Annotated in this window: 26 protein-coding genes and 1 riboswitch; of the genes, 15 read left to right on the forward strand and 11 right to left on the reverse strand. The window is 72.9% G+C overall.

The window, feature by feature from the left end; translation table 11 throughout:
• Positions 1-250 precede the first annotated feature (250 nt).
• The 3 genes from ASD16_RS16245 (at position 251) to ASD16_RS16255 (ending at position 1,836) form a co-directional block, all read left to right on the forward strand.
• On the forward strand, positions 251-1,105 hold the full coding sequence (locus tag ASD16_RS16245; protein WP_235523389.1) for a hypothetical protein: 855 nt from the start codon (positions 251-253) through the stop codon (positions 1,103-1,105).
• 147 nt (positions 1,106-1,252) lie between these two features.
• A complete protein-coding gene (locus ASD16_RS16250; protein WP_055919767.1) occupies positions 1,253-1,447 on the forward strand; it encodes an Arc family DNA-binding protein in 195 nt (64 codons plus the stop codon).
• Positions 1,444-1,836 (forward strand): type II toxin-antitoxin system death-on-curing family toxin, encoded by a 393-nt coding sequence (locus ASD16_RS16255; RefSeq protein WP_200942973.1) that lies wholly within the window; start codon positions 1,444-1,446, stop codon positions 1,834-1,836. The genes ASD16_RS16250 and ASD16_RS16255 overlap by 4 nt, the downstream gene beginning before the upstream one ends.
• Positions 1,837-1,840: 4 nt before the next feature.
• Here ASD16_RS16255 and ASD16_RS16260 read toward each other — a convergent pair whose 3' ends face one another.
• Positions 1,841-3,106: a glutamyl-tRNA reductase gene (locus ASD16_RS16260; protein WP_055919772.1), complete on the reverse strand. Its 1,266-nt coding sequence runs from the start codon at positions 3,104-3,106 to the stop codon at positions 1,841-1,843.
• Between the two features lie 46 nt (positions 3,107-3,152).
• Between ASD16_RS16260 and hemE the strand changes: the two genes are divergently transcribed.
• The 6 genes from hemE (at position 3,153) to hemL (ending at position 9,774) form a co-directional block, all read left to right on the forward strand.
• On the forward strand, positions 3,153-4,217 hold the full coding sequence (gene hemE, locus ASD16_RS16265; RefSeq protein ID WP_055919776.1) for a uroporphyrinogen decarboxylase: 1,065 nt from the start codon (positions 3,153-3,155) through the stop codon (positions 4,215-4,217).
• A 2-nt stretch (positions 4,218-4,219) separates the two neighbouring features.
• Positions 4,220-5,503 (forward strand): NAD(P)/FAD-dependent oxidoreductase, encoded by a 1,284-nt coding sequence (locus ASD16_RS16270; protein ID WP_055919779.1) that lies wholly within the window; start codon positions 4,220-4,222, stop codon positions 5,501-5,503.
• 158 nt (positions 5,504-5,661) lie between these two features.
• Positions 5,662-6,633 (forward strand): hydroxymethylbilane synthase, encoded by a 972-nt coding sequence (gene hemC / locus ASD16_RS16275; RefSeq protein ID WP_055919782.1) that lies wholly within the window; start codon positions 5,662-5,664, stop codon positions 6,631-6,633.
• Positions 6,630-7,460 carry a uroporphyrinogen-III synthase gene (locus ASD16_RS16280; RefSeq protein WP_055919785.1) on the forward strand — a complete coding sequence of 277 codons (831 nt, stop codon included), beginning with the start codon at positions 6,630-6,632 and terminating at the stop codon, positions 7,458-7,460. The genes hemC and ASD16_RS16280 overlap by 4 nt, the downstream gene beginning before the upstream one ends.
• On the forward strand, positions 7,457-8,434 hold the full coding sequence (gene hemB, locus ASD16_RS16285) for a porphobilinogen synthase (RefSeq protein ID WP_055919788.1): 978 nt from the start codon (positions 7,457-7,459) through the stop codon (positions 8,432-8,434). The genes ASD16_RS16280 and hemB overlap by 4 nt, the downstream gene beginning before the upstream one ends.
• Positions 8,431-9,774 carry a glutamate-1-semialdehyde 2,1-aminomutase gene (gene hemL / locus ASD16_RS16290; protein ID WP_055919791.1) on the forward strand — a complete coding sequence of 448 codons (1,344 nt, stop codon included), beginning with the start codon at positions 8,431-8,433 and terminating at the stop codon, positions 9,772-9,774. Before hemB ends, hemL begins: the two co-directional genes overlap by 4 nt.
• Before the next feature lie 88 nt (positions 9,775-9,862).
• Here the strand turns inward: hemL and ASD16_RS16295 are convergent, their stop codons facing one another.
• Positions 9,863-10,813, reverse strand: a complete 951-nt coding sequence (locus tag ASD16_RS16295; protein WP_055919794.1) for a sulfite exporter TauE/SafE family protein — start codon at positions 10,811-10,813, stop codon at positions 9,863-9,865.
• Positions 10,814-10,919: 106 nt separating this feature from the next.
• Positions 10,920-11,378: an Rrf2 family transcriptional regulator gene (locus tag ASD16_RS16300; RefSeq protein ID WP_055919797.1), complete on the reverse strand. Its 459-nt coding sequence runs from the start codon at positions 11,376-11,378 to the stop codon at positions 10,920-10,922.
• A gap of 94 nt (positions 11,379-11,472) precedes the next feature.
• Here ASD16_RS16300 and ASD16_RS16305 point away from each other — a divergent pair, with 94 nt between their 5' ends.
• Genes ASD16_RS16305 through ASD16_RS16315 form a run of 3 tightly spaced genes read left to right on the forward strand, consistent with a single transcriptional unit; the run spans position 11,473 to position 14,430 of the window.
• A complete protein-coding gene (locus tag ASD16_RS16305; protein WP_055919800.1) occupies positions 11,473-11,766 on the forward strand; it encodes a metal-sensitive transcriptional regulator in 294 nt (97 codons plus the stop codon).
• Positions 11,767-11,791: 25 nt separating this feature from the next.
• On the forward strand, positions 11,792-12,025 hold the full coding sequence (locus ASD16_RS16310; RefSeq protein ID WP_055919803.1) for a heavy-metal-associated domain-containing protein: 234 nt from the start codon (positions 11,792-11,794) through the stop codon (positions 12,023-12,025).
• A gap of 44 nt (positions 12,026-12,069) precedes the next feature.
• On the forward strand, positions 12,070-14,430 hold the full coding sequence (locus ASD16_RS16315; RefSeq protein ID WP_082570962.1) for a heavy metal translocating P-type ATPase: 2,361 nt from the start codon (positions 12,070-12,072) through the stop codon (positions 14,428-14,430).
• Positions 14,431-14,439: 9 nt separating this feature from the next.
• Here ASD16_RS16315 and ASD16_RS16320 read toward each other — a convergent pair whose 3' ends face one another.
• From ASD16_RS16320 to ASD16_RS16335, 4 genes are read right to left on the reverse strand one after another with little or no spacing between them, the layout of a single operon-like run.
• On the reverse strand, positions 14,440-15,216 hold the full coding sequence (locus ASD16_RS16320) for an ABC transporter permease (RefSeq protein ID WP_055919809.1): 777 nt from the start codon (positions 15,214-15,216) through the stop codon (positions 14,440-14,442).
• Positions 15,213-16,112, reverse strand: coding sequence for an ABC transporter ATP-binding protein (locus ASD16_RS16325; RefSeq protein ID WP_055919812.1), 900 nt, complete (start codon positions 16,110-16,112; stop codon positions 15,213-15,215). Before ASD16_RS16325 ends, ASD16_RS16320 begins: the two co-directional genes overlap by 4 nt.
• Positions 16,109-16,411, reverse strand: a complete 303-nt coding sequence (locus ASD16_RS16330) for a transcriptional regulator (protein WP_055919814.1) — start codon at positions 16,409-16,411, stop codon at positions 16,109-16,111. The genes ASD16_RS16325 and ASD16_RS16330 overlap by 4 nt, the downstream gene beginning before the upstream one ends.
• Positions 16,404-17,021 carry a hypothetical protein gene (locus ASD16_RS16335; RefSeq protein ID WP_235523365.1) on the reverse strand — a complete coding sequence of 206 codons (618 nt, stop codon included), beginning with the start codon at positions 17,019-17,021 and terminating at the stop codon, positions 16,404-16,406. Before ASD16_RS16335 ends, ASD16_RS16330 begins: the two co-directional genes overlap by 8 nt.
• A gap of 110 nt (positions 17,022-17,131) precedes the next feature.
• Here ASD16_RS16335 and ASD16_RS16340 point away from each other — a divergent pair, with 110 nt between their 5' ends.
• Positions 17,132-17,965, forward strand: a complete 834-nt coding sequence (locus ASD16_RS16340) for a CPBP family intramembrane glutamic endopeptidase (protein ID WP_055919820.1) — start codon at positions 17,132-17,134, stop codon at positions 17,963-17,965.
• 3 nt (positions 17,966-17,968) lie between these two features.
• On the opposite strand, the gene ASD16_RS16345 is transcribed toward ASD16_RS16340, so the two are convergent.
• On the reverse strand, positions 17,969-18,562 hold the full coding sequence (locus ASD16_RS16345) for an HdeD family acid-resistance protein (RefSeq protein WP_055919823.1): 594 nt from the start codon (positions 18,560-18,562) through the stop codon (positions 17,969-17,971).
• 173 nt (positions 18,563-18,735) lie between these two features.
• Here ASD16_RS16345 and ASD16_RS16350 point away from each other — a divergent pair, with 173 nt between their 5' ends.
• On the forward strand, positions 18,736-21,273 hold the full coding sequence (locus tag ASD16_RS16350; RefSeq protein WP_082570915.1) for a lysylphosphatidylglycerol synthase transmembrane domain-containing protein: 2,538 nt from the start codon (positions 18,736-18,738) through the stop codon (positions 21,271-21,273).
• 52 nt (positions 21,274-21,325) lie between these two features.
• Here ASD16_RS16350 and ASD16_RS16355 read toward each other — a convergent pair whose 3' ends face one another.
• From ASD16_RS16355 to ASD16_RS16360, 3 genes are all read right to left on the reverse strand, one after another.
• Positions 21,326-21,706: an SHOCT domain-containing protein gene (locus ASD16_RS16355; RefSeq protein ID WP_055919826.1), complete on the reverse strand. Its 381-nt coding sequence runs from the start codon at positions 21,704-21,706 to the stop codon at positions 21,326-21,328.
• A gap of 186 nt (positions 21,707-21,892) precedes the next feature.
• Complete coding sequence (locus tag ASD16_RS21820) at positions 21,893-22,039, reverse strand: hypothetical protein (RefSeq protein WP_156374094.1); 147 nt, start codon at positions 22,037-22,039, stop codon at positions 21,893-21,895.
• Positions 22,040-22,054: 15 nt separating this feature from the next.
• A riboswitch (cyclic di-GMP riboswitch) is annotated at positions 22,055-22,129 on the reverse strand.
• Positions 22,130-22,254: 125 nt separating this feature from the next.
• Positions 22,255-24,102, reverse strand: a complete 1,848-nt coding sequence (locus ASD16_RS16360; protein WP_235523367.1) for a cytochrome c biogenesis protein DipZ — start codon at positions 24,100-24,102, stop codon at positions 22,255-22,257.
• A 157-nt stretch (positions 24,103-24,259) separates the two neighbouring features.
• Here ASD16_RS16360 and ASD16_RS16365 point away from each other — a divergent pair, with 157 nt between their 5' ends.
• Entirely contained in the window at positions 24,260-24,934 is a 675-nt protein-coding gene (locus ASD16_RS16365; RefSeq protein ID WP_055919831.1) for a fasciclin domain-containing protein, read from the forward strand.
• Positions 24,935-25,145: the final 211 nt, after the last annotated feature.

The raw sequence follows: 25,145 nt of genomic DNA on the forward strand, positions 1-25,145 counted from the left end.
GCGGCACCGTCCAGTCCAGGCTAGGCCGAACGGGTGAACGATCGACTCCTTCCGGGCATCTTCTGTCGACGCACGAGCAGAAGAGGAACCGTTTCGACGGAACCGCTCCCAGGCCGTCTGACCTGCGATTTCATCCGAAAGGGTGATCGCTCCTGGACAGGTGCCCGGTATGCCCTGCACAATCGTGCACCGACCGGTCTGAAACATCCGGTTCACCCCTTTTCTGGCAAGGATGCCCATCGTGACGCTCATGCAGAAGGCGATCACGCCAGCGCTCACCCGCGCGCACCTCACCGCGGGCCATGACCGTCTGGCGGGGTACGTGGTGCGTGCCGAGGACGTCGCTTTCGCGACGACCCCGGCTCAGCTGTTCGAGGTGCACGGACTCGGGTACGAGGGTTCGCCCTTCAGCCCGTACGACCGCTCGATCGACGTCCTGCGCTTCGAGTCATCCCCCCAGCTCCAGTACCGCGACGTGCCCGGCTACATCCTCCCGCTGTGGTGGCTCCGCCACTCGCGCATCCCCCCGGGCGCGGAGCTGATCCGCATCTACGACAACGGGACCTCCACGCTCCTGGCGCGCTACGGCGACGTCGGCGCCGGCTGGACGGTCACGCAGCTGGGTGCCCCCCGCCCGTCGCTCGCGTCCCTCTCCCGCTGTGTCGGTCCCGTCGCCAAGTGGCACGGCGCCTACCTCGAGGCCGACGTCGTCGACAGCGGCCACACGGTCGTCCTCGCCCTGGCCAACCCGCCGCTCGCGGAGACCGGCTTCCACCAGTCGCCGTCGGGTCGCTGGTACCGCCGCGTCGCCCGCGAGGACGTCACGGAGCTGTTCGAGCTGGACCTCACGGCCCGCTGGAACGGCCTCAGCGTCCGCGTCGTCGACCAGTGGCAGGACGCCCAGCGCTACGTCGTCGCCCGCATCTCCCACCTCGGCGACGACATCGAGCGCGCCGAGCGGCTCCACCTCACCCGTGTCGAGGCCGGCGTGTACGAAGGCATCGTCTATGCCGCCGAGCTCACCGACATCCAGACCAACCAGGTGGTCCCCCACACCTGGGCCCCCGGGCCTGCTGCCCCCCAACAGCAGGTGGTGCGCTCCTGAGCGCGCCGCTCCGAGGGTTCCGTAACCAGGGTCACGTCGCCGACGTGATGTGACCCTCACGGGACGCGTGCCGGGCCTGGCCCTCCCCCCCGTCCAGGCCCGGCACGCTCTTTCTCTGCGGTGATACCAGCAGGTATCATCGCGCGCATGGCGATGACTCTGCGGCTCCCCGACGACGTGCAGGACGCACTGCGGGAGACGGCGGACCGCGAGGGACGCTCGATGCAGGCGGTCGTCATCGAGGCCGTGCGCGTCTACACGGCGGACCGGAACCGGCGGCGCGACGAGGCTGTTGCCCGCCTGGTCCGCGACCACGCCGCCACGCTCGACCGGCTCGCGTGACGATCGACCACCTCGACCTCGACGACCTGCTCGTGGTGGCCGAGGCCTTCCTCGGGCACCCCCCGGAGGTCCGCGACTACGGGCTGCTCGAAGCCGCTCTGGCCCGTCCGCAGGCCACGGTGTTCGGCGAGGACGCCTATCCGACCCTGGAGCTCCAGGCAGCCGCCCTGCTGCTGTCGCTGGTGGGCAACCATGCCCTCGTCGACGGGAACAAGCGGCTCGGGTGGGTCGGCTGCCTCCTGTTCCTCTCGCTCAACGGTGTCGAGCTCGGTGTGGACACCGACGCCGACACCGAGCTCGTCATATCGATCGCCGACGGTCGCCGCTCTGCCGTCGCCGACGTCGCCGCAGAGCTCGTCGCGCGGATCGCGACCGACACGAGGAGCTGACGCGTCAGCGCGCGTCGGCGGCCACGGTCGGCACCGGGATCGACGCCAGCTCCGTCAGCGCAGCCGCGTACGTCATGGCGTCGCCCGCCCGGGCCGCCTCGCGGGCGCGGACCGTCGGGGCGTGCAGCGCGGCACGCGTCCGTCGGCGCAGGGCGCGCTCGGCCCGCTCGTCGCGCAGCGCCTCCGGCAGCTCGCTCAGGCCGGCCTCCAGACCGCCGAGGACCCGGGTGCGCTCCGCGACGACCGCGGGGTTCCAGTCCCGCACCCGGCGGTCGGCCTCGTAGGCCTCCGCGGCCGCGACCACGACGTCGTGCGCGACCTGCACGGCGGCGTGCTCCGCGGGCGCGTGCTCGGCCACGGTGTGCAGGCTGACCAGCCGGACACCGGGCAGCGAGCGGACGCCCGGGTCGACGTCGTGGCGCAGCGCGAGGTCGACGACCGTGAGGGGTGACGCCGAACCCTGCCGTGCGGCGGCGAGCGCGTCGACACCGAGGACCGCTCCGGCGGCGCCGCTGCAGGCCACCACGAGGTCGACGTCGGACACCTCCGCGGCGAGGTCCGCGGTGGCGGGCAGCGACCGGACCCCACGGGCGGCAGCGAACGCGCGGGCCCGGCCGGAGGCGGAGTAGACCCGGATGTCACCGGCGCCGCGGGCCTTCAGCGCAGCCAGCGACGCCCCGGCGTACGAGCCGGTGCCGATGAGGACGCAGCGGACCTCGGACCAGTCCGGCAGCTCCCGCTCGGCGATGTCGAGGGCGACGCCGACCACGGAGCGCCCGGTGGCGCCGAGCCCGGTGCGGCTCTCCACCAGCCGGGAGACGCGGGAGGCGGCCTGGAACAGGGCCTCGAGCCCGGACGTCGTGGTGCCGTCGCGGCGGGCGGCGGTCAGTGCTCGGCGGACCTGCCCCTGGATCTCCCGCTCCCCGACGACCATCGAGTCGAGCCCGCTGGCGACGGAGAACAGGTGGGCGGCGGCGTCGGTGCCGGTCCGGACCCGCAGGTGCGCGTCGACCTGCGACGCGGTGTAGCCCGAGCGCCGCGCCACGGCCTCGGCGGTCGCCGCGCGGGCCGACGGGGTGCTCGCCGCGTCGTCCACCTCCAGGTACAGCTCGAACCGGTTGCACGTCGCCAGGACGACGGCACCGGACACGAACCTGTGGGCCGTCGAGCCCACGAGCTCGGACGCGACGGCGTGGACGTCCGACGAGAGACGTTCCAGCACATCGAGGTCGAGGTCGTGGTGACTGGCGGCGAGGGACAGCAGCACCACGTGCCCGAGTTAATCATCTCGACATTTGTCCGGCACAATCTGTGACGTGAACCTTCCTTCCTCGCACCCCCTCGCCGACGGCCGCACGAAGAATTCTTCGCTGGTCCGTGCATATTCCGGCGAGGTGCCGTCGCGACGGCCGGTCTGGTTCATGCGACAGGCCGGCAGGTCGCTGCCCGAGTACCGCGCGGCGCGCGTCGGCACCGCGATGCTGGAGGCCTGCCTGGACCCGGCGCTGGCCAGCGAGATCACCCTGCAGCCGGTGCGCCGGCACGACGTGGACGCGGCGATCTTCTTCTCGGACATCGTGGTGCCGCTGCGGCTCGCGGGCGTCGACGTGGAGATCAAGCCCGGCGTCGGCCCCGTGATGGGCTCGGCGGTCCGCACGGCCGACGATGTCGCCCGGCTGCGCGACCTCGGCCCGCTGACGCCCGAGGCCCTGCAGCCGGTGTCGGACGGGGTCGCGCTCACCGCGGACGCGCTCGGCGGGACGCCCCTGATCGGTTTCGCGGGCGCCCCCTTCACGCTCGCCGCGTACCTGGTGGAGGGCGGCCCGTCGCGCGACCACCTGGCCGCCCGCACCCTCATGCACGCCGACCCGGCCACGTGGACGGCGCTGACGCAGTGGGCCGCCGACGTGACGGGTGCGTTCCTGCGCGCACAGGTGCTGGCCGGAGCCAGCGCGACGCAGCTCTTCGACTCGTGGGCGGGGTCGCTGAGCCTGTCGGACTACACCGCGCACGTGGCGCCGGCGTCCGCTCGGGCGCTGACGCACGTCGCCGACCTGGACGTGAAGAAGGTGCACTTCGGCACCGGCACGAGCGAGCTGCTGGTGGCCATGCGCGACGTCGGGGCGGACGTCGTCGGCGTCGACTACCGGCTGCCGCTGGACGAGGCGAACCGCCGGCTCGGCGGCACCACGCCGCTGCAGGGCAACATCGACCCGGCGCTGCTGGCCGCGCCGTGGCCGGTGCTGGAGGCGCACGTGCGCGACGTCGTCGCCCGCGGCTCCGTGGCTCCCGGGCACGTGGTGAACCTCGGTCACGGTGTCCCCCCGGAGACCGACCCGACCGTGCTCACGCGCGTGGCCCAGCTGGTCCACGAGATCTGACGATGACCTGGGACGCGGTCGTCGTCGGCGGCGGGATCGCGGGACTCGTCGCCGCACGCGAGCTGGTCCACGACGGCCTGCGGACGCTCGTCCTGGAGGCGCGCGACACCGTCGGCGGAGCGGTCGCCGGGCACACGGTCGCGGGCCTGCGGCTCGACGCGGGGGCGGAGTCGTTCGCGACGCGCGGCGGCACGGTCGCCGCGCTGCTCGACGAGCTCGGTCTGACGGACAGCGTCCGGACGCCCGAGCCGCTCGGCGCGTGGGTGCACCTCCCGCACGGCGACGGCCCCCTGCCGCGCACGGGCCTGCTGGGCATCCCTGCGGACCCGTGGGCCGCGCGCGGGACGCTCGGGCTCGTCGGGACCGCGCGCGCGAGCCTGGACCTGGTGCTTCCGGCGAGCAGCGCCACGAGTCTCGGCGACCTCGTCCGGCGCCGCATGGGCGCCCGCGTGCTGGACCGGCTGGTGCGGCCGGTGGTCGGCGGGGTGCACGCCGCCGATCCGGACGACCTCGCGGTGGACGCGGTCGCGCCGGGGCTTCCCGACGCGCTCGGCCGGGAGCGTGGGTCGCTGGCACGAGCGGTCCGGAGCCTGCGCGCATCGGCTCCCGCGGGGTCGGCCGTGCAGGGCGTCGCGGGCGGGCTGCACGTGCTGGTCGACGCCTTGGTGGCCGACATCGAGGCGCACGGCGGCACCGTCCGTACGGGGGTGACCGTGGGGTCCCTGGACGACGAGGACGCCGACCGGTGGGTCCTGGCCACCCCGTCGGCGGTCGACCTGCTGGGCCTTGCCGTCGGTCGTCCCGACCCCGGCGCGCAGGTCACGCTGGTCACGCTCGTGCTCGACGCGCCCGCGCTCGACGCGGCACCGCGCGGCACCGGGGTGCTCGTCGCGCGCGAGGCCACGGACGTCACCGCGAAGGCGCTCACGCACGCCACCGCCAAGTGGGCGTGGCTCGCACTGGCCGCGGGACCGGGCCGCCACGTGGTGCGGCTGTCGTACGGGCGGGGAGGCGACGACGCGGCACCGGACATCGACGTGGCCCTGCGCGACGCGTCCGTCCTGCTGGGCACACCCCTGTCCCGCGACCAGCTCCAGGGGCACGCGATCGTCCGGTGGACCGAGGCGCTGCCCCGGCCGAGCGTCGCGCACACGCGGGTGGTCGCCGCCGTCCGGTCAGCGGTCGAGCCGCTCGCGGGGGTCGCCGTGTGCGGTGCGTGGGTGGCCGGCAACGGGTTGGCGTCCGTGGTTCCCGATGCCCGGGCTGCGGCACGGTCGCTGCTCTGACCAGAATTCCTTCGTCATTATCTGACAACGCGTCGCCAAGCGGTGGAAGAATGTCGTGGGTCACATTTCTTCGCGGCATTTTCTGACAAGCTGTCACGACCCCGTCACCGTCATTCTCGCGCTTCGACATCCCCGCACCGGAGAGGGACACTGACCGCATGCTCCAGCACGTGCGGGTCGGGACGCGCGCGAGCGCGCTCGCGCTCACGCAGACCGGCCATGTGGTCGACGCCCTCGCCGTCCTCGGCCGTGGCGACCTCACCCTCGAGACCGTCCACGTCCGGACCGAGGGCGATCGCCTCACCGGGTCCCTGCAGAGCCTGGGGGGCACCGGCGTCTTCGTCGCTGCCCTGCGCGACGCCCTCCTGGACGGTCGCTGCGACCTCGCGGTGCACTCCCTGAAGGACCTGCCGACGGGTGACGCCGACGGGCTCGTCCTCGGTGCCGTCCCGCCGCGCGAGGACCCCGCCGACGCCCTGTGCGCCCGGGACGGCCTGACCCTCGCGCTGCTGCCCGCCGGCGCCCGCATCGGCACCGGCTCCCCTCGCCGCGCGGCCCAGCTGCTCGCCGCGCGTCCCGACCTCGTCGTCGTCGACATCCGGGGCAACGTCGACACCCGGCTCGGCCGCGTCGGCGGCTCCGGCACGGGACCGGGCGACCTGGACGCCGTCGTGCTCGCCCGCGCGGGGCTCGCCCGGCTCGGGAGGCTCGACGCCGTCACCGAGGCGTTCGGCCCCGACGTCATGTCCCCCGCACCCGGCCAGGGCGCGCTCGCCGTCGAGGTCCGGGCAGGGCTGGAGGCCGACCAGCCGCTCGCGAGAGCCCTGCGGGCGCTCGACCACCGCCCCACGCGCCTCGCCGTCCTCGCCGAGCGGGCCCTGCTCGGCCGTCTCGAAGCGGGCTGTGCGGCGCCGATCGGCGCCACGGGACACCTGGCCGACGACGGCCGGACCCTCCGTCTCGACGCCGTGGTCGTCCGCCCGGACGGCAGCGAGACGCTGCGCCGTGGTCTGACCGCGACGCTCGGCTCCGACAGCGCCGCCGACGCCCGCGCCCTCGGCGCCCGGCTCGCGGAGACCCTGCTCGACGCCGGCGCCGCCGACCTCGCCGCGCTGGGTGCACTCCGATGACCGCGACCCCGGTGCGGCCGCTGTCCGGGTGGCGGGTGCTGGTACCCCGCCCGACGGCCGGCCGCAGCCCGGCGGTCGTCGCGCTCGCCGCTGCGGGCGCCGAGGCGGTCGTCGTGCCCCTCATCGAGACCGTGCCGCCCGAGGACCCCACCGAGCTGGACGACGCCCTGCTGGCCCTCGAGTCCGGCTGGTTCGGGTGGCTCGTGGTGACCAGCGCCGCCGCGGTGCCCGTGCTGGTCGACCGCGCGCAGGAGAGCGCCGGCAGCCTCCCGCAGCTGCTCGCCGACGGTCACGTGCGCGTCGCGGCCATCGGCCCCGGCACCGCCCGCGCGCTTCGCGAGGTCGGCGTCGAACCCGACCTGGTGCCCCAGGGCCGGTCGACGTCACGCGGGCTGGTCGAGGCGTTCCCCGCGCCCACCGAGCCGGCCCGCGTCCTGTTCCCCCGCGGCGACCTGGCGGCGACCACGGTCGTCGACGGGCTGCAGGAGCGCGGCTGGGACGTGGCCGACGTCGTCGCCTACCGGACCGTGCCGGCCGCCCCGCCGCCCGCGGACGTGCGCGAGGCCTGGACGGACGGCACCATCCGCGCGGCGCTGCTCACGTCGGCGAGCACCGTCCGGGAGCTGGCCTCCCGCCTGGGGACCCCGCCGACGACCACCCTGATGATCGGCATCGGCCCGTCCACCGCCGCGGAGGCCGCGCGCCTGGGCCTGCCCCTGGCCGGGATCGCGACCGAGCAGACGATGCTCGGCATGGTCGACGCGCTGACTCGTGCGGTCACCACCGTCCTGCCCGCCCCGATCCCCAGCCCCGAGGAGCTTCGATGAGGGTTCGCCCCCGCCGCCTGCGCGCCACCCCGGCGCTCCGCCGCCTCACCGCCGAGACGCGGCTGGACGCCGCGCAGCTGGTGCTGCCGGTGTTCGTCAAGGAAGGCCTGACGGAGCCGCGCGAGATCAGCTCGATGCCCGGCGTCCACCAGCACACCCGCGACTCGCTGCGCAAGGCGGTCGCGGAGGCCGCCGGGGCCGGGCTCGGCGGCGTCATGCTCTTCGCGATCCCCACCGTGCGGGATGCGGTCGGCTCGCAGGCGACCGACCCCGACGGGATCCTCAACCTCGCCATCGCCGACACCGTCGCCGAGGTGGGTGACGCGCTCGTCGTGCAGGCCGACCTCTGCCTCGACGAGTTCACCGACCACGGGCACTGCGGCGTCCTGACGCCCGGCGGGGCCGTCGACAACGACGCGACCCTGGTCCGGTACGCCGAGATGGCCCTCGCCCAGGCGGCGGCCGGCGCCCACGTCGTCGGGCTGTCCGGGATGATGGACGGCCAGGTCGGGTACGTCCGGGACGCCCTCGACGCCGCGGGTCGCGACGACGTCGCCGTGCTGGCCTACGCCGCCAAGTACGCGTCCGCGTTCTACGGACCCTTCCGGGACGCGGTCGAGTCGCAGCTGGAGGGCGACCGGCGCACCTACCAGATGGACCCCGCGAACCGTCGCGAAGCCGTCCGTGAGGTGGCCGTCGACCTCGCCGAGGGCGCCGACATCGTCATGGTCAAGCCCGCGCTGGCGTACCTCGACATCCTGTCCGACGTGGCCGCGATGTCCACAGTTCCGGTCGCGGCCTACCAGGTCTCGGGTGAGTACGCCATGATCGAGGCCGCCGCTGCGCGAGGCTGGATCGAGCGCAGACGGGCGATCCTGGAGTCTGTGCTCAGCATCCGCCGCGCCGGTGCCGATCACGTACTCACGTACTCTGCGACAGAGCTGGCCGGTTGGCTGGCAGAGGAGATCCGATGAGCGTCACCACCTCGAACGCGACGACCAGCGCCACCGCGTTCGCGCGCGCGCAGGCCGTCATCCCTGGAGGCGTCAACTCTCCGGTGCGCGCCTACGGCAACGTGGGTGGGACGCCCCGGTTCCTCGCCTCCGCGCGGGGCCCTTACGTCACCGACGTCGACGGCAACGAGTACGTCGACCTCGTCGGGTCGTGGGGTCCGGCACTGCTCGGCCACGCGCACCCCGAGGTCGTCGACGCGGTCCGCGACGCGGCCGGCCGCGGCCTGAGCTTCGGCGCGCCGACCCTCACCGAGACCGACCTCGTCGACGAGATCCGCTCGCGGGTCCCCCCGGCCGAGAAGGTCCGTCTGGTCTCCACCGGCACCGAGGCGACGATGACGGCGCTGCGCCTGGCGCGCGCGTTCACCGGCCGCGACCTGATCGTGAAGTTCGCCGGCTGCTACCACGGGCACGTCGACGCCCTGCTGGCCTCGGCCGGTTCCGGCGTCGCTACCCTCGGCCTGCCCGACTCGGCCGGCGTCTCCGCCGCGGTCGCCGGCGAGACCATCGTGGTCCCGTACAACGACGTCGAGGCCGTCGAGGCGGTGTTCGCCGAGCACGGCGACCGCATCGCCGCGATCATCACCGAGGCCGCCCCCGCCAACATGGGCGTCGTCCCCCCGCTGCCCGGCTTCAACGCCGCGCTGCGCCGCATCACCCTCACGCACGGCGCGCTGCTCATCCAGGACGAGGTCCTCACGGGCTTCCGCGTCGGGTACTCCGGCTGGTGGGGGCTCGAGGGCCTGCGCGAGGGCTGGTCGGCCGACCTGCACACGTTCGGCAAGGTCATCGGCGGGGGCCTGCCGGTCGCCGCGGTGGGTGGACGCCGTGACGTCATGAACCTGCTCGCCCCCACGGGTCCCGTCTACCAGGCGGGCACGCTGTCGGGGAACCCGGTGGCGACGGCGGCCGGCCTGGCGACGCTGCGGCTCGCGGACGCGTCCGTCTACGCCCGGGTCGACGCCGTCTCCGCACTGCTGCGCGGTGAGCTCACGGCGGCCCTGTCGGCGGAGGGCCAGCCGCACGCGGTCCAGTGGGCGGGCAACCTGTTCAGCACGTTCTTCGGTGCCGACGCCGCCGCGCACGGCGCTCGGGACTACACGGCCGTGCTCGCCACCGAGTCGTGGCGGTACGCGCCGTTCTTCGCCTCGCTGCTCGAGTCGGGCGTGTACGCGCCCCCGTCGCCGTTCGAGGCGTGGTTCGTGTCCGCCGCGCACGACGACGACGCGGTCGACCGGATCGTCTCGGCCCTCCCGGCCGCCGTCCGCGCCGCAGCGCAGGCCACGGCACCGACGGACTGACGCCTGACACGCACGAAGGGACCCGCCCCGCGGCGGGTCCCTTCGTCGTGTCGGTCAGGAGGCCGGCGCGGCGCCGACCTGAGCGTCGTCAGCCGGCAGGTCGGGCTGCGCCGACCGTCTCGACGTCGAGCATCGCCTCGTCGTCCACCGTGACCGTCGCGGCCTCCAGGGCCAGCTCGAGGCGGTAGGCGCGCACGGACCAGACGACGGCACCGGCCCAGACGAGCGCGATGGCGGCGAGGATCAGGCCCTCCGCGGGGGTGTCGCCGAGGCCGACCCAGTCGCTGCGCAGGAGGGTGCGGACGTTGGTGAGGACGATGAGGCCACCGACCGCGGAGCCGAGGATGCGGCCGGGGATCTTGCGGACGAGCCACGCGGCGATCGGGGCGGCGATGATGCCGCCGAGGAGGAGCGCGGCGACCCAGGCCGGGTTGATGCCCTGCGTGCCGAGGGCGATCAGGAAGCCGAGGCTGGCGGCGATGGCGACGAGGAACTCGGACGTGTCGATCGAGCCGATGACCTTGCGGGGCTCGATGCGGCCCGACGCGAGGAGCGCGGGGGTTCCGACGGGTCCCCAGCCACCGCCACCGGTGGCGTCGACGAACCCGGCGAACAGGCCGAGGGGCGCGAGGAACCGCTTGCGCAGCGGGAGGCCGAGGCGGTCCTTGCGCAGCCCGAAGAGCGTGAAGCGGATCAGGATGTAGATGCCGAGCGCCAGGAGGATCGCGGACATGACGGGCTTGGCGACGTCCGTCGCGAGGTTCGAGAGCACGTAGGCCCCGAGGAACGCGCCGACCGCCCCGGGCACACCGATGCGCAGGACGACCTTCCAGTCGACGTTCCCGAACCTCCAGTGCGAGAGACCCGAGACGAGCGTCGTGCCGATCTCGCTGAGGTGGATGGTGGCCGACGCGGCCGCCGGGTTGGTGCCGATGGCCAGCAGCAGGGTGGTGGACGTGACGCCGTACGCCATGCCGAGGGCGCCGTCGACCAGCTGGGCGGCGAGCCCGACGAAGGCGAGCAGGATCAACGAGCGCACGAGAGACCACCTCGGATGGGGAAGCGAACACCCGATAATCCCGACCGCCTTGGTCTACCGGTAGCCCAGTATCACGAGGTGAGATGGACGGCCGTATGGTGGACGGCTAGGGGTTGACCCAGGCATCCTCGCGAGCGCCGAGCTCGTGGACGTGCGGCGGGAGCTCGCCAGAGACCAGGCCGGCGAGCGTCACCTGGTCGAGCACGTCGCGGACGCTCACGCGCAGGGCGACCCAGACCTGCAGCAGCGCCTGCGCGGAGCCGCCGTACTCCAGCGCGGTCGGTCGCTCGTCGCGGACGGTCACCAGCGGACCGTCGACGGCACGGATGACGTCGGCCAGCGTGATCTCGTCCGCCGGCCGCGCCAGCCGGTAACCACCGGACCGACCGCGGACGCTGGTGACCACGCCGCCGCGGCGCAGATCACCCAGGATCCGCTCCAGGAACGCGACCGGGAGCTGCTGCCCGCCCGCCAGGTCGTCCGCCCGCACGGGGTCCCCGTGAGGGGACGCCGCCAGCTCGGCACACGCCCGCACCGCATAGTCCGCCTTCGCCGAGACCCGCATGCCGTCGATTGTGCCCCCCGCATCCCGCCGGAATACCCCCTAGGGGTATGGTGTTGAGCAAAGAGCACCCACTCGACGACCGGAACGAGGGACCATGCAGCACGCAGCTCACGGCTACACGGACGCCAAGGACGACTACCTCAAGCGCCTGCGGCGGGTCGAGGGGCAGGTGCGCGGCATCGCCCGGATGGTCGACGAGGACGTGTACTGCATCGACATCCTCACGCAGGTGGCCGCCGTCACGAAGGCCCTGCAGGCCGTGAGCATCGGGCTGGTCGAGGACCACCTCGCGCACTGCGTCGTCGACGCCGCCCGCCAGTCCCCCGAGGAGGGAGCGGCGAAGGTGAAGGAAGCCTCCGACGCCATCGCCCGCCTCGTCCGCAGCTAGTACGACCAACGAAAAGAGCCCCGCAATGACGACAACACAGACCTTCGGCGTCGACGGCATGACCTGCGGCCACTGCGTCTCCGCGGTCACCTCCGAGCTGTCCGCCCTGCCCGGCGTCCACGACGTCGCGATCCAGCTGACGGTCGGCGGGTCGTCGACCGTCTCCGTCGTCTCCGACGCACCCCTGACCGACGCCGCCGTCTCCGAGGCCGTCGTCGAGGCGGGCTACGCCGTCACCCCGAGGAGGTCCTTGCTGTGACCGACCGGCTCGATGAACGCACCGTCGATCTCGCGATCGAGGGGATGACGTGCGCCTCCTGCGTCGCGCGCGTCGAGAAGAAGCTGAACCGGCTGCCCGGGGTCGAGGCGACCGTGAACCTGCCGCTGGAGTCCGCGCGGGTGACGATCACGGCAGGCGAGACCACGGACACCGACGCGCTCGTCGCGGCCGTCCGGTCCGCCGGGTACGACGCCACGGTCGTCGGTGCGCCGACGCCCCCGGCACCGCAGCCGTCCCCGCACGACCACCACGGCTCCTCGGCGGAGTTCATGCACCACGACATGGACCCGTTCGAGCACGCGCTGTCCGGTCACGCCATGGCGCCCGGCCACGACATGGACCCGGACGAGGACACGTCGGCCCCGACCGACGCGCGCGGCACCGAGCTGCGCAGCCGCCTGCGGGTGGCGAGCGTGCTGACGGTTCCCGTGCTGCTGCTGTCGATGATCCCGGCGCTCCAGTTCACCGGCTGGCAGTGGGTGGTCACGGCGCTGGCGCTGCCCGTCGTCACGTGGGCCGCCTGGCCGTTCCACCGCGCCGCGTTCCGGGCCGCCCGGCACGGCGCCTCGACGATGGACACGCTCGTCTCGATCGGCATCATCGCCGCGACCGGCTGGTCGCTGTGGGCGCTGCTGTTCGGCGGTGCGGGCGAGCTGGGCCTCGAGATGACGCCCTCCCTGTGGCCGCGTGCCGAGATGGGGATGGAGATCCCCGAGCTGTACTTCGAGGTCGCGGCCGTCGTCACGACGTTCCTGCTGGCCGGCCGGTACGCCGAGCACCGGTCCCGCCGGCGTGCCGGGGATGCCCTGCGTGCGCTGCTCGACCTGGGCGCCAAGGACGTGTCGCTGCTGGTCGGCGGCACCGAGCAGCGCGTCCCCGTCGACCGGCTGACGGTCGGTGACGAGTTCGTGGTCCGGCCCGGCGAGAAGGTCGCCACCGACGGCGTCGTGGTCAGCGGCACGTCCGCGCTGGACACCTCGCTGCTCACCGGCGAGCCCGTGCCCGTCGACGTCGGCCCCGGCGACGACGTCACCGGCGCGACCATCAACACCTCCGGCGCGCTCGTCGTGCGGGCCACCCGCGTCGGCGCGGACACCCGCCTGGCGCAGATCGGCCGGCTCGTCGCCACCGCCCAGACGGGCAAGGCGCCCGTGCAGCGGCTGGCCGACCGCATCTCCGCGGTGTTCGTGCCGGTCGTCCTCGTCCTCGCGCTGGGCACCCTGGTGGTCTGGCTGGTCAGCGGTGCCGGTGCGCAGGCGGCGTTCACCGCCGCCGTCGCGGTGCTGATCATCGCGTGCCCCTGCGCCCTCGGGCTGGCGACACCGACCGCGCTGCTGGTCGGCACCGGTCGCGGCGCGCAGCGGGGCATCCTCATCAAGGGTCCGGAGATCCTCGAGCAGACCCGCACCATCGACACCGTCGTGCTGGACAAGACCGGCACGGTGACCGAGGGCCGGATGGCTCTCGTGGACGTCATCGGCGAGCCGGAGGTCCTGCGGTACGCCGCGGCCGTCGAGCAGCTGGCCGAGCACCCGATCGGCCGCGCCATCGCGGCTGCTGTCACCGAGACGGACGGTCCGACCGGTGGCGACGGCGTCGTCATCGGCGCCGACCAGGTGCACGACTTCCGCGCCGAGGCGGGGCACGGCGTCTCCGGCGTCGTCCGCACCGCGCACTCGGGCGTCGGGCTGGGTCGTCGGGTCCTCGTCGGCAAGCCCGCCTGGCTGCGCGACCAGGGCATCGACCCGGCGACGTTCCAGGACGCCGTGGACACGGCCGAGGCCGACGGCGCCACCGCCGTCATGGTCGCGTGGGACGGCTCGCCCCGCGGCGTGCTGGTGCTGCGCGACCCGGTCAAGCCGACGTCCGCCCAGGCGGTCGCCGAGCTCCGGGCACTCGGCCTGCGGCCGGTCCTGCTCACCGGGGACAACGCCGGTGCCGCCCGGGCAGCCGCGCGCGAGGTCGGCATCTCCGAGGACGACGTCGTCGCGCACGTCCTGCCCGCCGACAAGGTCGCCGTCGTGGAACGCCTGCAGCGCGAGGGCGCACGCGTCGCGATGGTCGGCGACGGGGTCAACGACGCGGCGGCACTCGCCACCGCGGACCTCGGCCTGGCCATGGGTACCGGCACCGACGTCGCGATCGAGGCGTCCGACATCACGCTGGTACGGGGCGACCTTCGCTCCGCCGGCGACGCGATCCGGCTGTCCCGCCGGACCCTGCGGGTGATCAAGCAGAACCTGTTCTGGGCGTTCGCCTACAACGTGGCCGCGATCCCCCTGGCCGCCTTCGGGCTGCTCAACCCGATGATCGCAGGCGCTGCGATGGCCATGTCGTCCGTCCTGGTCGTCGGCAACTCCCTGCGTCTGCGTCGGTTCGAGTGACCGTGGGCCTCAGTGGAAGCGGCGACCCTCGTCGCGTCGGTACGCCGTGACCGCCATCGCGGCGAACGCGGCCGTCCAGGTCAGGAGCACCAGCAACGCGTAGCCGTACGCGGGGTAGCCGGTGACCGCCTGGACGGCCAGGTCGCGTGCCGCCCGCGACGGCAGGAGCTTCGAGAGAGCGTCGAGCCAGGCCGGGAACGCCTCGGGCGGCAGGAACAGCCCGCCGGCGAACGCGAGCGGGAACAGCGTGGCCTGCACGACCGCGATCGCGGCCTTCGAGCTGAGCCGATACCCGATCGCGAGCCCGAGCAGGAGGAACGGCACCGCGACCGCGGGCACCATGACGATCGCGGCCAGCGCCTGCGTGGGCGTGACGGTCGCCGCGGTGAGGAACGCCCCCAGCAGCACCAGCGGCACGAGGGCGAGGTACGACCAGAGCACGCCGTTGAGCACCCGGCCCATGAGCCGGGGTCCGGCGCCGGCGGGCAGGGTGCGCAGGAACGGGTCGAACGGCATCGCGCGGTCCTCGGAGACGCCGACACCGAACGAGAACAGGCACGTCGACATCACCGCGAAGACCCCGAGCTGGGCGACCGCCGCGGTCGCGATCCCCGGGTCGTCGGCCACGGCGCGCTGCGGGATGACGAAGAACAGCAGCGCCAGCGACGGGAACAGCAGGTTCCCGATCACCGCGATGGGGATGCGGACGGTCTCCAGGAACTGGAACCTCGCGTGGACGACGGCCAGGGCCCAGAACGGCCGCGTGGTCAGGGTGGTGGTGCTCATCGGACTGCCTCCTCGTCCTGCGTCAGTGCCAGGAACGCCTCTTCCAGCGACGCGCCCCGCAGCTCCAGGCCGGAGAACGGGACGTCCTCGACGACCAGCGCCCGCACCAAGCGGTCCGCATCGTTGGCGAGGACCGTCCATCGGCCATCGGCACCCTGCTGCGCGCTGTAGGCCCCGGGCAGCCGCGCGAGGTCGTCCGCCACCGCACCCGGCAGCGTGAAGATCACGCGGCGGAGTGCGACGAGCCCGAGCACCGACTGCAGGCTGTCGTCGGCCAGCACGCGACCCCCGCCGATGACGACGACCCGCTGCGCCAGAGCATGGATCTCCTCCAGGTAGTGGCTGGTCAGCAGCACGGTCGCGCCGTCGGCGTGATAGTCGCGCAGCGCCTGCCAGAGGATGTGCCGTGCCTCGACGTCGAGCCCGGTGGTCGGCTCGTCCAGCAGCACCAGGCGCGGGCGGCCGACGAGCGCGAGGGCCACCGCGAGCCGGCGCTTCTGCCCGCCGGACAGCCCGCCGGTCTGGCGCCCGACCAGGTCCTCCAGCCCGAACCGCGACAGCACCTCGGGCCGGGTCATGGGCGACGGGTAGTGCTTCGCGACGAGGTCCACGACCTCCCCGACCGTCAGCGTCGGCGGCAGGCCGGTCTCCTGCGGCGTGGTGCCGAGCGCGATGCGCGACGACGCGTCGCGGGGATCCCCGCCGAACAGCCGGACCGTGCCGGAGTCCGCGCGGCGCAGGCCGCTGACCAGGCTGAGCAGGGTCGTCTTGCCCGCGCCGTTGGGTCCGAGCAGCCCGACCAGCTCCCCTTCACCGACCGTGAGCGACACGTCGTCCAGCGCGGTGACCGCGCCGAACGTGCGGGTGACGCCGGTCAGCTCCACGACCGCGGTCATGATGCGTCCCCCAGCAGCTGTCGCAGCGACGTGGTGTACGTCTGGAACGCCAGCCGTCCGGCCAGCGTCAGCTCCACGTAGGTGGCCGGGGTCCGGCCCTCATGGGTCTTCGTGATCAGCACGTAGTCCGCCTCCTCGAGTCGGCGTAGGTGGGTGGAGAGGTTCCCCGCGGTCATGTCGAGCAGCTTCTGCAGCCGCGGGAAGGCGATGCGGTCGTGGGCCCCGAGGGACGCCAGGGTGGCGACGACGCGCAGCCGGGCCTGCGCGTGGATGACCGGGTCCAGCTCGATGTCAGCCACGGGTGCGGACCGTCTCGACGAGGGCACCGGCGAGCAGCCCGCCACCGCCGGCGAGCGCCATCACCAGGTACGAGTCGGGGAACCCCGTCAGGGCCGCCGCCGCGCCGGTCAGCGCCATCCAGGCGCCGAGCACGTACATCGACGTCGCGTCCCAGAGCAGGCCCCCGGCGATGTACAGCAGGCCGACCACCAGGGCCGCGATCGCGTTGGCCGCGAGCGAGATCACCTCGCCGGACGCCCCCGCCTGCGACAGGCCGCCGACGATCATGCTCTGCGCCAGGAACGCGATGGGCCACGCGACGCCGTACAGCGCGCCCTCCCGCGCGCTCGCCCCGGCGATGCCGCGCGTCCGGTGCATGACGTGGACGATGGTCACGACGAGCGCGACGACGCCCGCCGTGATCGCGACCGTGACGGCGAGCGCCGACGGGGAGCCGTCGTCCCGGGTGGTCAGCCACAGCGCGCCGTACCCGAGGAGCCAGGCGGCGCCCCAGATCCCGAACAGCAGCGGACCCGAGGGTCGGGTGTCGTCGGCGCGCGCCCGCTGCGCGGCGATGATCGCCAGCGCGTCCGCGAGATCCGGCGCCGCGTCGGGCTCGTCGCTCGTCATCGCTCCTCCTGAGGTTTGCATCACAAACTAGTTTGCATGGTCTGGTCCTGGCAACCCCCTGCCCAGGCGGCGTCCAGGTGGCGTCCAGACACGCGGCCTACGCTTCGGGCATGACAGCGCTGCCGCCCACCGACGCGCGCCCGGACGACGCCGTGACCGTCGGGAGCGCCCCGCCGCCGTCCCAGCGCGCCTACCGCCGCCGGATCACCACCGAGATCTGGATCGTCCTCGGCCTGTCGCTCGGAAAGTCCGGCCTCTACGCGGCGGTCAACCTCATCGACCGGCTCACCGCCGGACCCCCGCTGGCCGACCAGACGACCACGCTCAACCCCAGCCGGTCCGCCCGCCCGTGGCTCGACCTGACCTACCAGCTGCTCCAGGTCGGGTTCGCGCTCGTCCCCGTCGCGCTGGCGCTCTACCTGCTGTCCGCCAACGGGAAGTCGGCGGTCCGCCGGATCGGGCTGGACTTCACGCGCCCCTGGCGGGACCTCGGGATCGGCGCCGGGCTCGCCGCGGCCATCGGCATCCCCGGGCTCGGCCTCTACGCGCTCGCGCGGACCCTCGGTCTCGCCGTCGAGGTGCAGGCGTCCGCGCTGAACGCCGCCTGGTGGACCATCCCGGTCCTCCTCCTCGCCGCGCTGCAGAACGCGCTGCTCGAAGAGGTCATCGTCGTCGGCTACCTCATGGAACGGCTGCGCGAGCTGCGCTGGAGCGCGCCGGCGATCGTCGTCACCAGCGCGCTCGTGCGCGGCTCCTACCACCTGTACCAGGGCTGGGGCGCGTTCGTCGGGAACGCGATCATGGGTCTGCTGTTCGCCGAGTACTACCGCCGCAAGCGGCGCGTGATGCCGCTCGTGATGGCGCACACGCTCATGGACACGTTCGTGTTCGTCGGCTACGCGCTGATCCCCGCCGCGTGGATCGCGGCGCTGGGCTTGAACTGAGCCTCAGACGGTCGCCGAGCTGCTGCCCAGCTGGTTGACCGCCGACTTCGTCGCGAACCCGCTGACCACGAGCACGACACCGCCGACGAACGCGAAGAGCCCGAGCAGCACGACGACGACCGTCACGGACTCCTGCGGGTGCGTCAGCAGCAGCAGGCCGAACAGGAAGTTGACCAGGCCGAACGTCAGCACCCAGGTCCAGCCGGCATCCCGCGCCCGGTACAGCACGACCGACGCGATGATGCCGAGGATCCCCAGGACGAGGACCCAGCCGGCGATCAGGTAGAAGAGGATCTGGGCGGTCTCGGGGGTCCAGACGACGACCACGACGCCGAACGCGATGCCGATCAGGCCCGACAGCAGGAACCACCCCGCCCCGGGTTCCTTGCGGTTCGCGAACCACTGGATGACGGTGACGATGCCGTCCAGGAGAGCGAAGATGCCGAAGATCCAGACGAGCGCCGTCACGGACCACAGCGGCTGCACCAGCATGAGCAGGCCCAGGACCAGGAGCACCACCCCGCGCAGGACCGGGAGCCACCACGAGCGGCGGCTCAGCGCGGACGGGACGTCGGCGGTGGTCAGGTCGTCTGACATCGGTGCCTCCAGCAGGAGTCGGTGCGATGAGCCTTCGGGCGCCACGGTAGTGGACGACCCGGACGAACCGCCCCGACTCGCGGGGACCTCCGTATCGGCAGGTCAGCCACCAGAAGGACCGCGCAGGACCGCCCTGACCGGCGCGGGTGGCGCGGCTGCCTAGACTCGCCCGTATGTCCGCGACGCCCGCCAGCCGCGCGGACGTCGACGCGAGGACCGCGGCCGACGTCCCAGCGCCCGTCGGCGACCCCGCGCCCGTCGCTGACGAGCCGCCGCAGGTCGAGATCGTCGACGTGCCCGCCGTGCGGGTGCACCACCCGAGCGACCTGCTGGGCATGGTGCTGTCGGCCCTCGGCGTCGGCCTGGTCCTCGTCCTGGCCACCTACGCGCACAACACCACGACCGGCGTGGCCGAGGACGTCCAGGGCTTCGCCAGCCTGCTCAACCGGATCCTGTTCGTCCCGCGCGTCGGCCTCGAGATGTTCGTGACGCTCGCCGTGCCGCTCGCCGTCATCACCGAGCTCGCGTTCCGGCGGCTCGGCCGCCAGCTGCTCGAAGGCATGGTTGCCGCGTTCGCGGCGCTGTTCCTCAACATCGCGGTCCTGTGGGCGATCGAGACCTTCGGCTCCGACGAGCTGGTCGTCGGCATGGCCATCCGGGTCAACGGCAGCTGGGTCGTGACGCTGCCCGGATACGTCGCGCTGCTCGTCGGGCTGCTCACCGTGGTCGGGCCGCGCGGTCGACGCCGCACCGTCAAGTGGTCGTGGAACCTGCTCTGGGTCGCCATCGGCGTGCTGCTCATCACCGCCGGGGTGTCGCTGCCGGGCCTCGTCGTCTCGTTCCTGATCGGTCGCGTGACCGGACTGGCCGTGCGGTACCTGTCAGGCGTGCTGTCCGAGCGCGCCTACGGGGACAGCCTCGTCGCGGGCGTCCGGCGGGCCGGGTTCGAGCCCGTGCGGCTGCTCCGCGTCGCCGACGAGACCACGGGGACCGGAGCCGACGGGGGCCCCGAGCTGGACGGCGACCAGGCGGCCCGAGCGCTGACCCGGTCCACCGACCACCGCCTCTACGAGCTGACGACGCGCGACCGCGAGGAGCTCGACCTCGTCGTGATCGACGGCGACCGCCAGGTGGTCGGCATGCTGACGCGGCTGTGGCGGTCGCTGCGGATGCGCGGGATCGAAGGACGCTCCGTGGTGTCGCTGCGGCAGGCCGCCGAGCGCGCCGCGCTGCTGGCCTACGCCGCCCGGGCCGCCGGCGTCCGCACCCCCCGGCTGCTGAGCATCGCCGAGGCCGACGACTCGATGCTGCTCGTCCAGGAACGCCCCGACCGTGCGGTCCCGCTGGGCGACCTCGACCCGGACGAGCTCACGGACGAGGTGCTCCAGGAGATCTGGGCCCAGCTCCAGCTCGCGCACGACGCGGGCATCGCGCACCGGTCGCTGACCAGTGACGTCCTGCTCGTCGAGACCGTCGTCGGGCGCCCGATCGTGTGGCTGACCAGCTGGGAGCAGGGCGACGTCGCATCCTCGGACCTGGCGCGACGGATGGACGTCACCCAGCTGCTGGCCCTGCTGGCCCTGCGGGTCGGCGCCACGCGTGCCCTCGACTCGGCGGCGACCGTCCTGCCCGACGAGCACCTCGCCGCCATCGGACCGTTGCTCCAGATGATCACGCTGCCGCGCCTGACCCGCGACGAGATGCGTGCCAACAAGAAGGTGCTCGCCGAGCTGCGGTCCGCGCTGGTCGCGCACCTGCCCGAGGCCGACGTCGAGCCGCAGCAGCTGGTCCGGTTCGGCGCGCGCACCGTGCTGACGATCGTCGTGCCGATCATCGCCGTCGTCTTCGTCATCACCAGCATCAACGTCGACGAGATCACGTCCGCGCTGTCCAACGGCGACTGGCGCTGGACCGTCGTGGCCTTCCTGCTCGGCCTCGTCACGCTGCTGGGCGCCGCCCTCGCGTTCGTCGCGTTCTCCCCGGTCAAGCTGCCCGTCTGGCGCGCGACCCTCGTGCAGACCGCCGCCACGTTCGTCGGGCTCGCCGCTCCCGCGGGGATCGGCCCGGCAGCCCTGAACCTGCGCATGCTGACCCGTCGCGGCGTGTCGACCACCCTCTCGGCCGCGACCGTCGCCCTGGTCCAGGTGAGCCAGTTCGTGGTCACCCTGGGCCTGCTCCTGGTGCTCAGCATCGCGTCCGGCTCCGGCGAGTCCGCCCTGCCGATCTCCCCGGGCGTGCTGTTCGCCATCGGGATCGTCGCCGCGCTCATCGCGTCCGGGCTCCTGGTGCCCAAGGTGCGCCAGTGGGTGCTCGCCAAGACCATGCCCACCCTGCGGCAGACCTGGCCGCGGCTCATCGAGGTGCTCGGTCAGCCCTGGCGCCTGGCGCTGGCCGTCGGCGGGAACCTGCTGATGACGCTCGGTTTCATCTTCGCGTTCGACGCGAGCCTGGCCGCGTTCGGGCAGGAGGCCAGCCTGATCCAGGTGGCCCTCGTCTACCTGGCCGGCAACACCGCGGGCGCCCTGGTCCCGACCCCCGGCGGGATGGGCACCATCGAGCTGGCGCTCGCCACGGCGCTCAGCACCACCACCGACATCAACCCCGGTGTCGCCACGTCGGTCGCGGTGCTCTTCCGCGTGGCCACCTACTGGCTGCGCATCCCGATCGGCTGGGCGGCCATGCGGTACCTGCAGAAGACCGGCGAGCTCTAGACACACCTCCGGGCCGGCACCTGAGCGGTACCGGCCCGGAGGGTCGAGCTCGTCAGGCCAGCGCCTTGGCCTTCAGCTGGTTGAACTCGCTCTGGTCGATGGTGCCCGCGTCGAGGAGGGCCTTGGCGTCGGCGATGTGCTCCGCCGGCGACTTCCCCGCGGCGACCTCGCGGATATAGCTGTCCGTATCCGACTTGGCCTGCTGCACGGCCTGGAGCTGCCGCTCCGCCATCCCCTTGCCCCGGGCGATGATGTAGATCAGGGCCGTGAGGAAGGGCACGACGATCAAGAAGATGATCCAGACGGCCTTCCACCACCCGCTGAGGGCGGAGTCGCGGAAGAGGTCCCCGATGATCTGGAAGAGGATGACGAGGTAGGCGAAGAACAGGAACCACCAGATCAGCAGCCAGAACCACTGCGCAAAGCTGTCCATGTGACCTTCTCTCAACGGCGGCTGACCTCTACTGGCAAGCCCGCTGCGCCGAGGCTAACCGACGAGTCGCCCGAATTGCGAGAGTCTTCACATACGCCTGACCTGCGACATCACAGAACCCCCCGGACCGGTGGGTCCGAGGGGTTCTGAGAATGAGAAGTGAGGGTGGTCTGGATGAGACCGCTCTCAAGCCGCCGCGTGCTCCCGCTGCGCCGGCACCAGCTCGATCACGCTGCGACGAGCAGCGAGCCCGGCCCACGCCTTGACGCGGGGAGCCGGAAAAGCCGGGGTGGAGGTCTCGGACGGGTCTGCTGAGTACCCACGCTGGTCCATGACAGGTCCTGTCTGTTCGGTAGCCCGGCTGACCATGTAGGTCCCGTGGCTTTGCGTCCCCTCTTTGCAGAGGGTTTGCCGTTTTCGCTGACAAGTCAGACATTAGAGCAACATGAGAGTTCGTGGAAGCGTGTCAACAGAGCAAAATCGGACATCCGTCCATTTCACCCGGTCGGATGTATCACCGATAGTTTCGAAACACTCCACGCCTGCGTTCACCCGAACGTGAACGAGAAGGCCTGAACACCCGCCGAGACCGACAGCTCGACTGTTCCTTCACCGATGGAATCGTCGCTGACCAGCGGATACGCGCGTGGCGATCCGTCCACCGCGACCTCGAGGCGGTCCACCACGTCCCCGTCCTCGTCTCGGACGGTCGCCCGGACGCTCCCGGATCCTCCGAGAACCACCTGCACGACCTTCGCGTGATATCGCAACCTCAGGGCCGCGTCCGCACCCGCCGTCGCGCCCTGGTAGTCCGTCGTCCACGTGCCGCCGAACGCCACCGAGTCCGCCGCCTGGTCCTGCGGGAGCGTGTAGGTGGCCTCGCCCTCGCGGTAGTCGCCGGCCACGTTCGACCTCTTGCTGACCGACAGGAACGTCTCCCGCGTCACGTCGCCCACCGGCGTCGTGTCGTCCACCTGCGTCACCGCCGGGAGGTCCACGCCCGGGTCGGCCTGCTCGAGCAGCTCGCGGATCAGCGCCTCCGTGTTCGCGTACCCTCCCTCGCCCTGGGACACCTGGCGGATCTGGCCGTCGGCGTCGATCAGGTAGTGCGCGGGCCAGTACCGGTTCCGGTAGGCGGTCCACGTGGCGTAGGAGTTGTCCTGCGCCACCGGGTACGTGATGCCGAGACGCCGGGCGCCGTCGACGACGTTGCGGGTCTCGCGCTCGAACGCGTACTCGGGCGTGTGCACGCCGATGACCACCAGGCCGTCGTCGCGGTACGCCTCCTCCCACGCCGTCACGTGCGGGACCGAGCGCTGGCAGTTGATGCAGGAGTACGCCCAGAAGTCGATCAGCACGACCTTGCCCCGCAGGTCCGCCAGGTCGACCGGCGCACCGTCCGGCGTGTTCAGCCACGTGTCGATGCCACGGATCGCGGGCGCCGGCCCGCAGTCCTCGAGCTCGGCGGAGCTGTTGCTGCACTGCGCCAGCTGCCGGTTCTCGTCCGTGACCAGCCCGCCCAGGTCGAGCTGCTCCCGCACGGTCTCGTTGGCCGCGACCCTCGCCTGCAACGACTCCGTGTAGCCGGGCAGCGCGCGCTGGATCGCGTCGGTGAGGTTGAACGCCAGCGCAAGGGCGAGCGCGATCATCAGCACCCCGCCCGCCGCCCGGATCCCCCGCTGGTGCGTGCGGAACGCGGCGATGCGCTCGGCCACCCTGCGGCCCGCGAGCGCCAGGATCAGGAGCGGGACCGCCGCGCCGAGCGCGAACGACACCGTCAGGACCACCGTGCCCGGACCCACCGACCCCGTCGCGCCCGCCACCGTGATCGCCGCGAGCACCGGACCCGCGCACGGCACGTACACGGCGCCGAGCCCGAGCCCGAGCACGAACCCGCCCCGCGCTGCGCCCGGTGCCCGCGTCGGGGTCAGGCGCTGGAACGGTCGCTCCAGGACCTCCTCGAACCGTGGCACCAGCAGCCCCAGGCCCAGCAGCGCCAGCACCGCGATGCCCGCCCAGCGCAGCAGGTCCTGCGGGAGGCCCAGCAGGTTGAGCAGCACCGTGCCGACGAGCGTGACCAGCGTGAAGCTGGTGACCAGGCCCGCGATGACGAGGTACGGGCGGCGGGCGGCGACGCGGTCACGCCGGTCGTCGGGCGTGCTGTCGGGGCGGTCGAGGGTCGCGACGCCGCCTGAGAGGAACGACGGTTGTGCCATCGCGCCCACCGAACCGGCCGCCCCCTTGGCTCTGTTGCCGGTCGTCACGGTGGGTCGTCCGCGTGCACCCTCCACGCCGCCGGCGAAGAACACCACCGGCAGCACGGGCAGGATGCACGGCGAGATGCCGGTGATGAGGCCACCGACGAGGCCGATGAGCGCGAGCGTGAGCAGGTCCATGGCGGGGGTTCGCCGCCGGGCGTCCCGGGGATGGGTCGAGAAGCCGTCGAGAAGTCGTCGGCGATCCCACCCATCCGCTCCCCGGACGGCCCCGAACCCCACCCGAGAGATCACCGGGCGGGTACCCACCCGGACCACGATTCAAGGGAGAGCCACCATGCGCACCACGCACCGCACCCGCATCGCCGCCGTCCTGCTCGCCGGCGTCACGGGCCTCGCCCTGACCGCCTGCAGCTCGGGCGCGGCCGACGACACCGCAGGCTCCGACTCGTCCCCGTCGATGGAGGCGCCCATGGAGACGGAGACGCCCATGGACGACACGATGACCGCCGACCCCGCCGCGGACCTCGTCGGCCCCGGCTGTGCGGACTACGCCGCCGCCGTCCCCGACGGCCCCGGCTCCGTGACCGGCATGTCGACCGACCCTGTCGCCGTCGCCGCGTCGAACAACCCGCTGCTCACCACGCTCGTGGCGGCCGTGTCCGGCCAGCTCAACCCGGACGTCAACCTGGTCGACACCCTGAACGGTGACGAGTTCACGGTCTTCGCGCCGGTCGACGACGCGTTCGCCAAGATCGACGCCGCGACCATCGAGTCCCTCAAGACCGACTCGGCGACGCTCTCCTCGATCCTCACGTACCACGTGGTGCCCGGGCAGCTGTCGCCGGACATGATCGACGGCACGCAGACCACCGTCCAGGGCGGCACCGTCGAGGTCACCGGCTCCGGCGACTCGCTCATGGTCAACGGCGCCAGCGTCATCTGCGGCGGCGTCCACACCGCCAACGCGACCGTCTACCTCATCGACTCGGTCCTCATGCCGACGATGTGACGACCCGGCGGACCGGTCGCCTGCGGCGGCCGGTCCGTCTGCGCACGTCCGGCACCCCTGACGCCGGACGAGCCGCGGAGCCCCCTCGCAGGGTACGGCGAGGGGGCTCCGTCGCGCCCGGCCGCGGCGGAGCTCGCCGGTCGCCGCCGAGCTCGGTGGTTCCGGTCGAGCTTGGTGGTTCCGGACACCGAGCTCGGCCCGGAGTGCCGAG

The sequence above is a fragment of the Cellulomonas sp. Root485 genome, from assembly GCF_001426705.1.
GTDB lineage: Bacteria > Actinomycetota > Actinomycetes > Actinomycetales > Cellulomonadaceae > Cellulomonas.

Excerpts from the sequence above, each read along its gene's own strand:
- ASD16_RS16245 (WP_235523389.1), top strand. The coding sequence starts at position 251 with ATGCAGAAGGCGATCACGCCAGCGCTCACCCGCGCGCACCTCACCGCG.
- ASD16_RS16250 (WP_055919767.1), top strand. The coding sequence starts at position 1,253 with ATGGCGATGACTCTGCGGCTCCCCGACGACGTGCAGGACGCACTGCGG.
- ASD16_RS16270 (WP_055919779.1), top strand. The coding sequence starts at position 4,220 with ATGACCTGGGACGCGGTCGTCGTCGGCGGCGGGATCGCGGGACTCGTC.
- hemC (WP_055919782.1), top strand. The coding sequence starts at position 5,662 with ATGCTCCAGCACGTGCGGGTCGGGACGCGCGCGAGCGCGCTCGCGCTC.
- ASD16_RS16280 (WP_055919785.1), top strand. The coding sequence starts at position 6,630 with ATGACCGCGACCCCGGTGCGGCCGCTGTCCGGGTGGCGGGTGCTGGTA.
- hemB (WP_055919788.1), top strand. The coding sequence starts at position 7,457 with ATGAGGGTTCGCCCCCGCCGCCTGCGCGCCACCCCGGCGCTCCGCCGC.
- hemL (WP_055919791.1), top strand. The coding sequence starts at position 8,431 with ATGAGCGTCACCACCTCGAACGCGACGACCAGCGCCACCGCGTTCGCG.
- ASD16_RS16300 (WP_055919797.1), bottom strand. The coding sequence starts at position 11,378 with ATGCGGGTCTCGGCGAAGGCGGACTATGCGGTGCGGGCGTGTGCCGAG.
- ASD16_RS16305 (WP_055919800.1), top strand. The coding sequence starts at position 11,473 with ATGCAGCACGCAGCTCACGGCTACACGGACGCCAAGGACGACTACCTC.
- ASD16_RS16310 (WP_055919803.1), top strand. The coding sequence starts at position 11,792 with ATGACGACAACACAGACCTTCGGCGTCGACGGCATGACCTGCGGCCAC.
- ASD16_RS16315 (WP_082570962.1), top strand. The coding sequence starts at position 12,070 with ATGACGTGCGCCTCCTGCGTCGCGCGCGTCGAGAAGAAGCTGAACCGG.
- ASD16_RS16320 (WP_055919809.1), bottom strand. The coding sequence starts at position 15,216 with ATGAGCACCACCACCCTGACCACGCGGCCGTTCTGGGCCCTGGCCGTC.
- ASD16_RS16325 (WP_055919812.1), bottom strand. The coding sequence starts at position 16,112 with ATGACCGCGGTCGTGGAGCTGACCGGCGTCACCCGCACGTTCGGCGCG.
- ASD16_RS16335 (WP_235523365.1), bottom strand. The coding sequence starts at position 17,021 with ATGACGAGCGACGAGCCCGACGCGGCGCCGGATCTCGCGGACGCGCTG.
- ASD16_RS16340 (WP_055919820.1), top strand. The coding sequence starts at position 17,132 with ATGACAGCGCTGCCGCCCACCGACGCGCGCCCGGACGACGCCGTGACC.
- ASD16_RS16345 (WP_055919823.1), bottom strand. The coding sequence starts at position 18,562 with ATGTCAGACGACCTGACCACCGCCGACGTCCCGTCCGCGCTGAGCCGC.
- ASD16_RS16350 (WP_082570915.1), top strand. The coding sequence starts at position 18,736 with ATGTCCGCGACGCCCGCCAGCCGCGCGGACGTCGACGCGAGGACCGCG.
- ASD16_RS16355 (WP_055919826.1), bottom strand. The coding sequence starts at position 21,706 with ATGGACAGCTTTGCGCAGTGGTTCTGGCTGCTGATCTGGTGGTTCCTG.
- ASD16_RS21820 (WP_156374094.1), bottom strand. The coding sequence starts at position 22,039 with ATGGACCAGCGTGGGTACTCAGCAGACCCGTCCGAGACCTCCACCCCG.
- ASD16_RS16360 (WP_235523367.1), bottom strand. The coding sequence starts at position 24,102 with ATGGACCTGCTCACGCTCGCGCTCATCGGCCTCGTCGGTGGCCTCATC.
- ASD16_RS16365 (WP_055919831.1), top strand. The coding sequence starts at position 24,260 with ATGCGCACCACGCACCGCACCCGCATCGCCGCCGTCCTGCTCGCCGGC.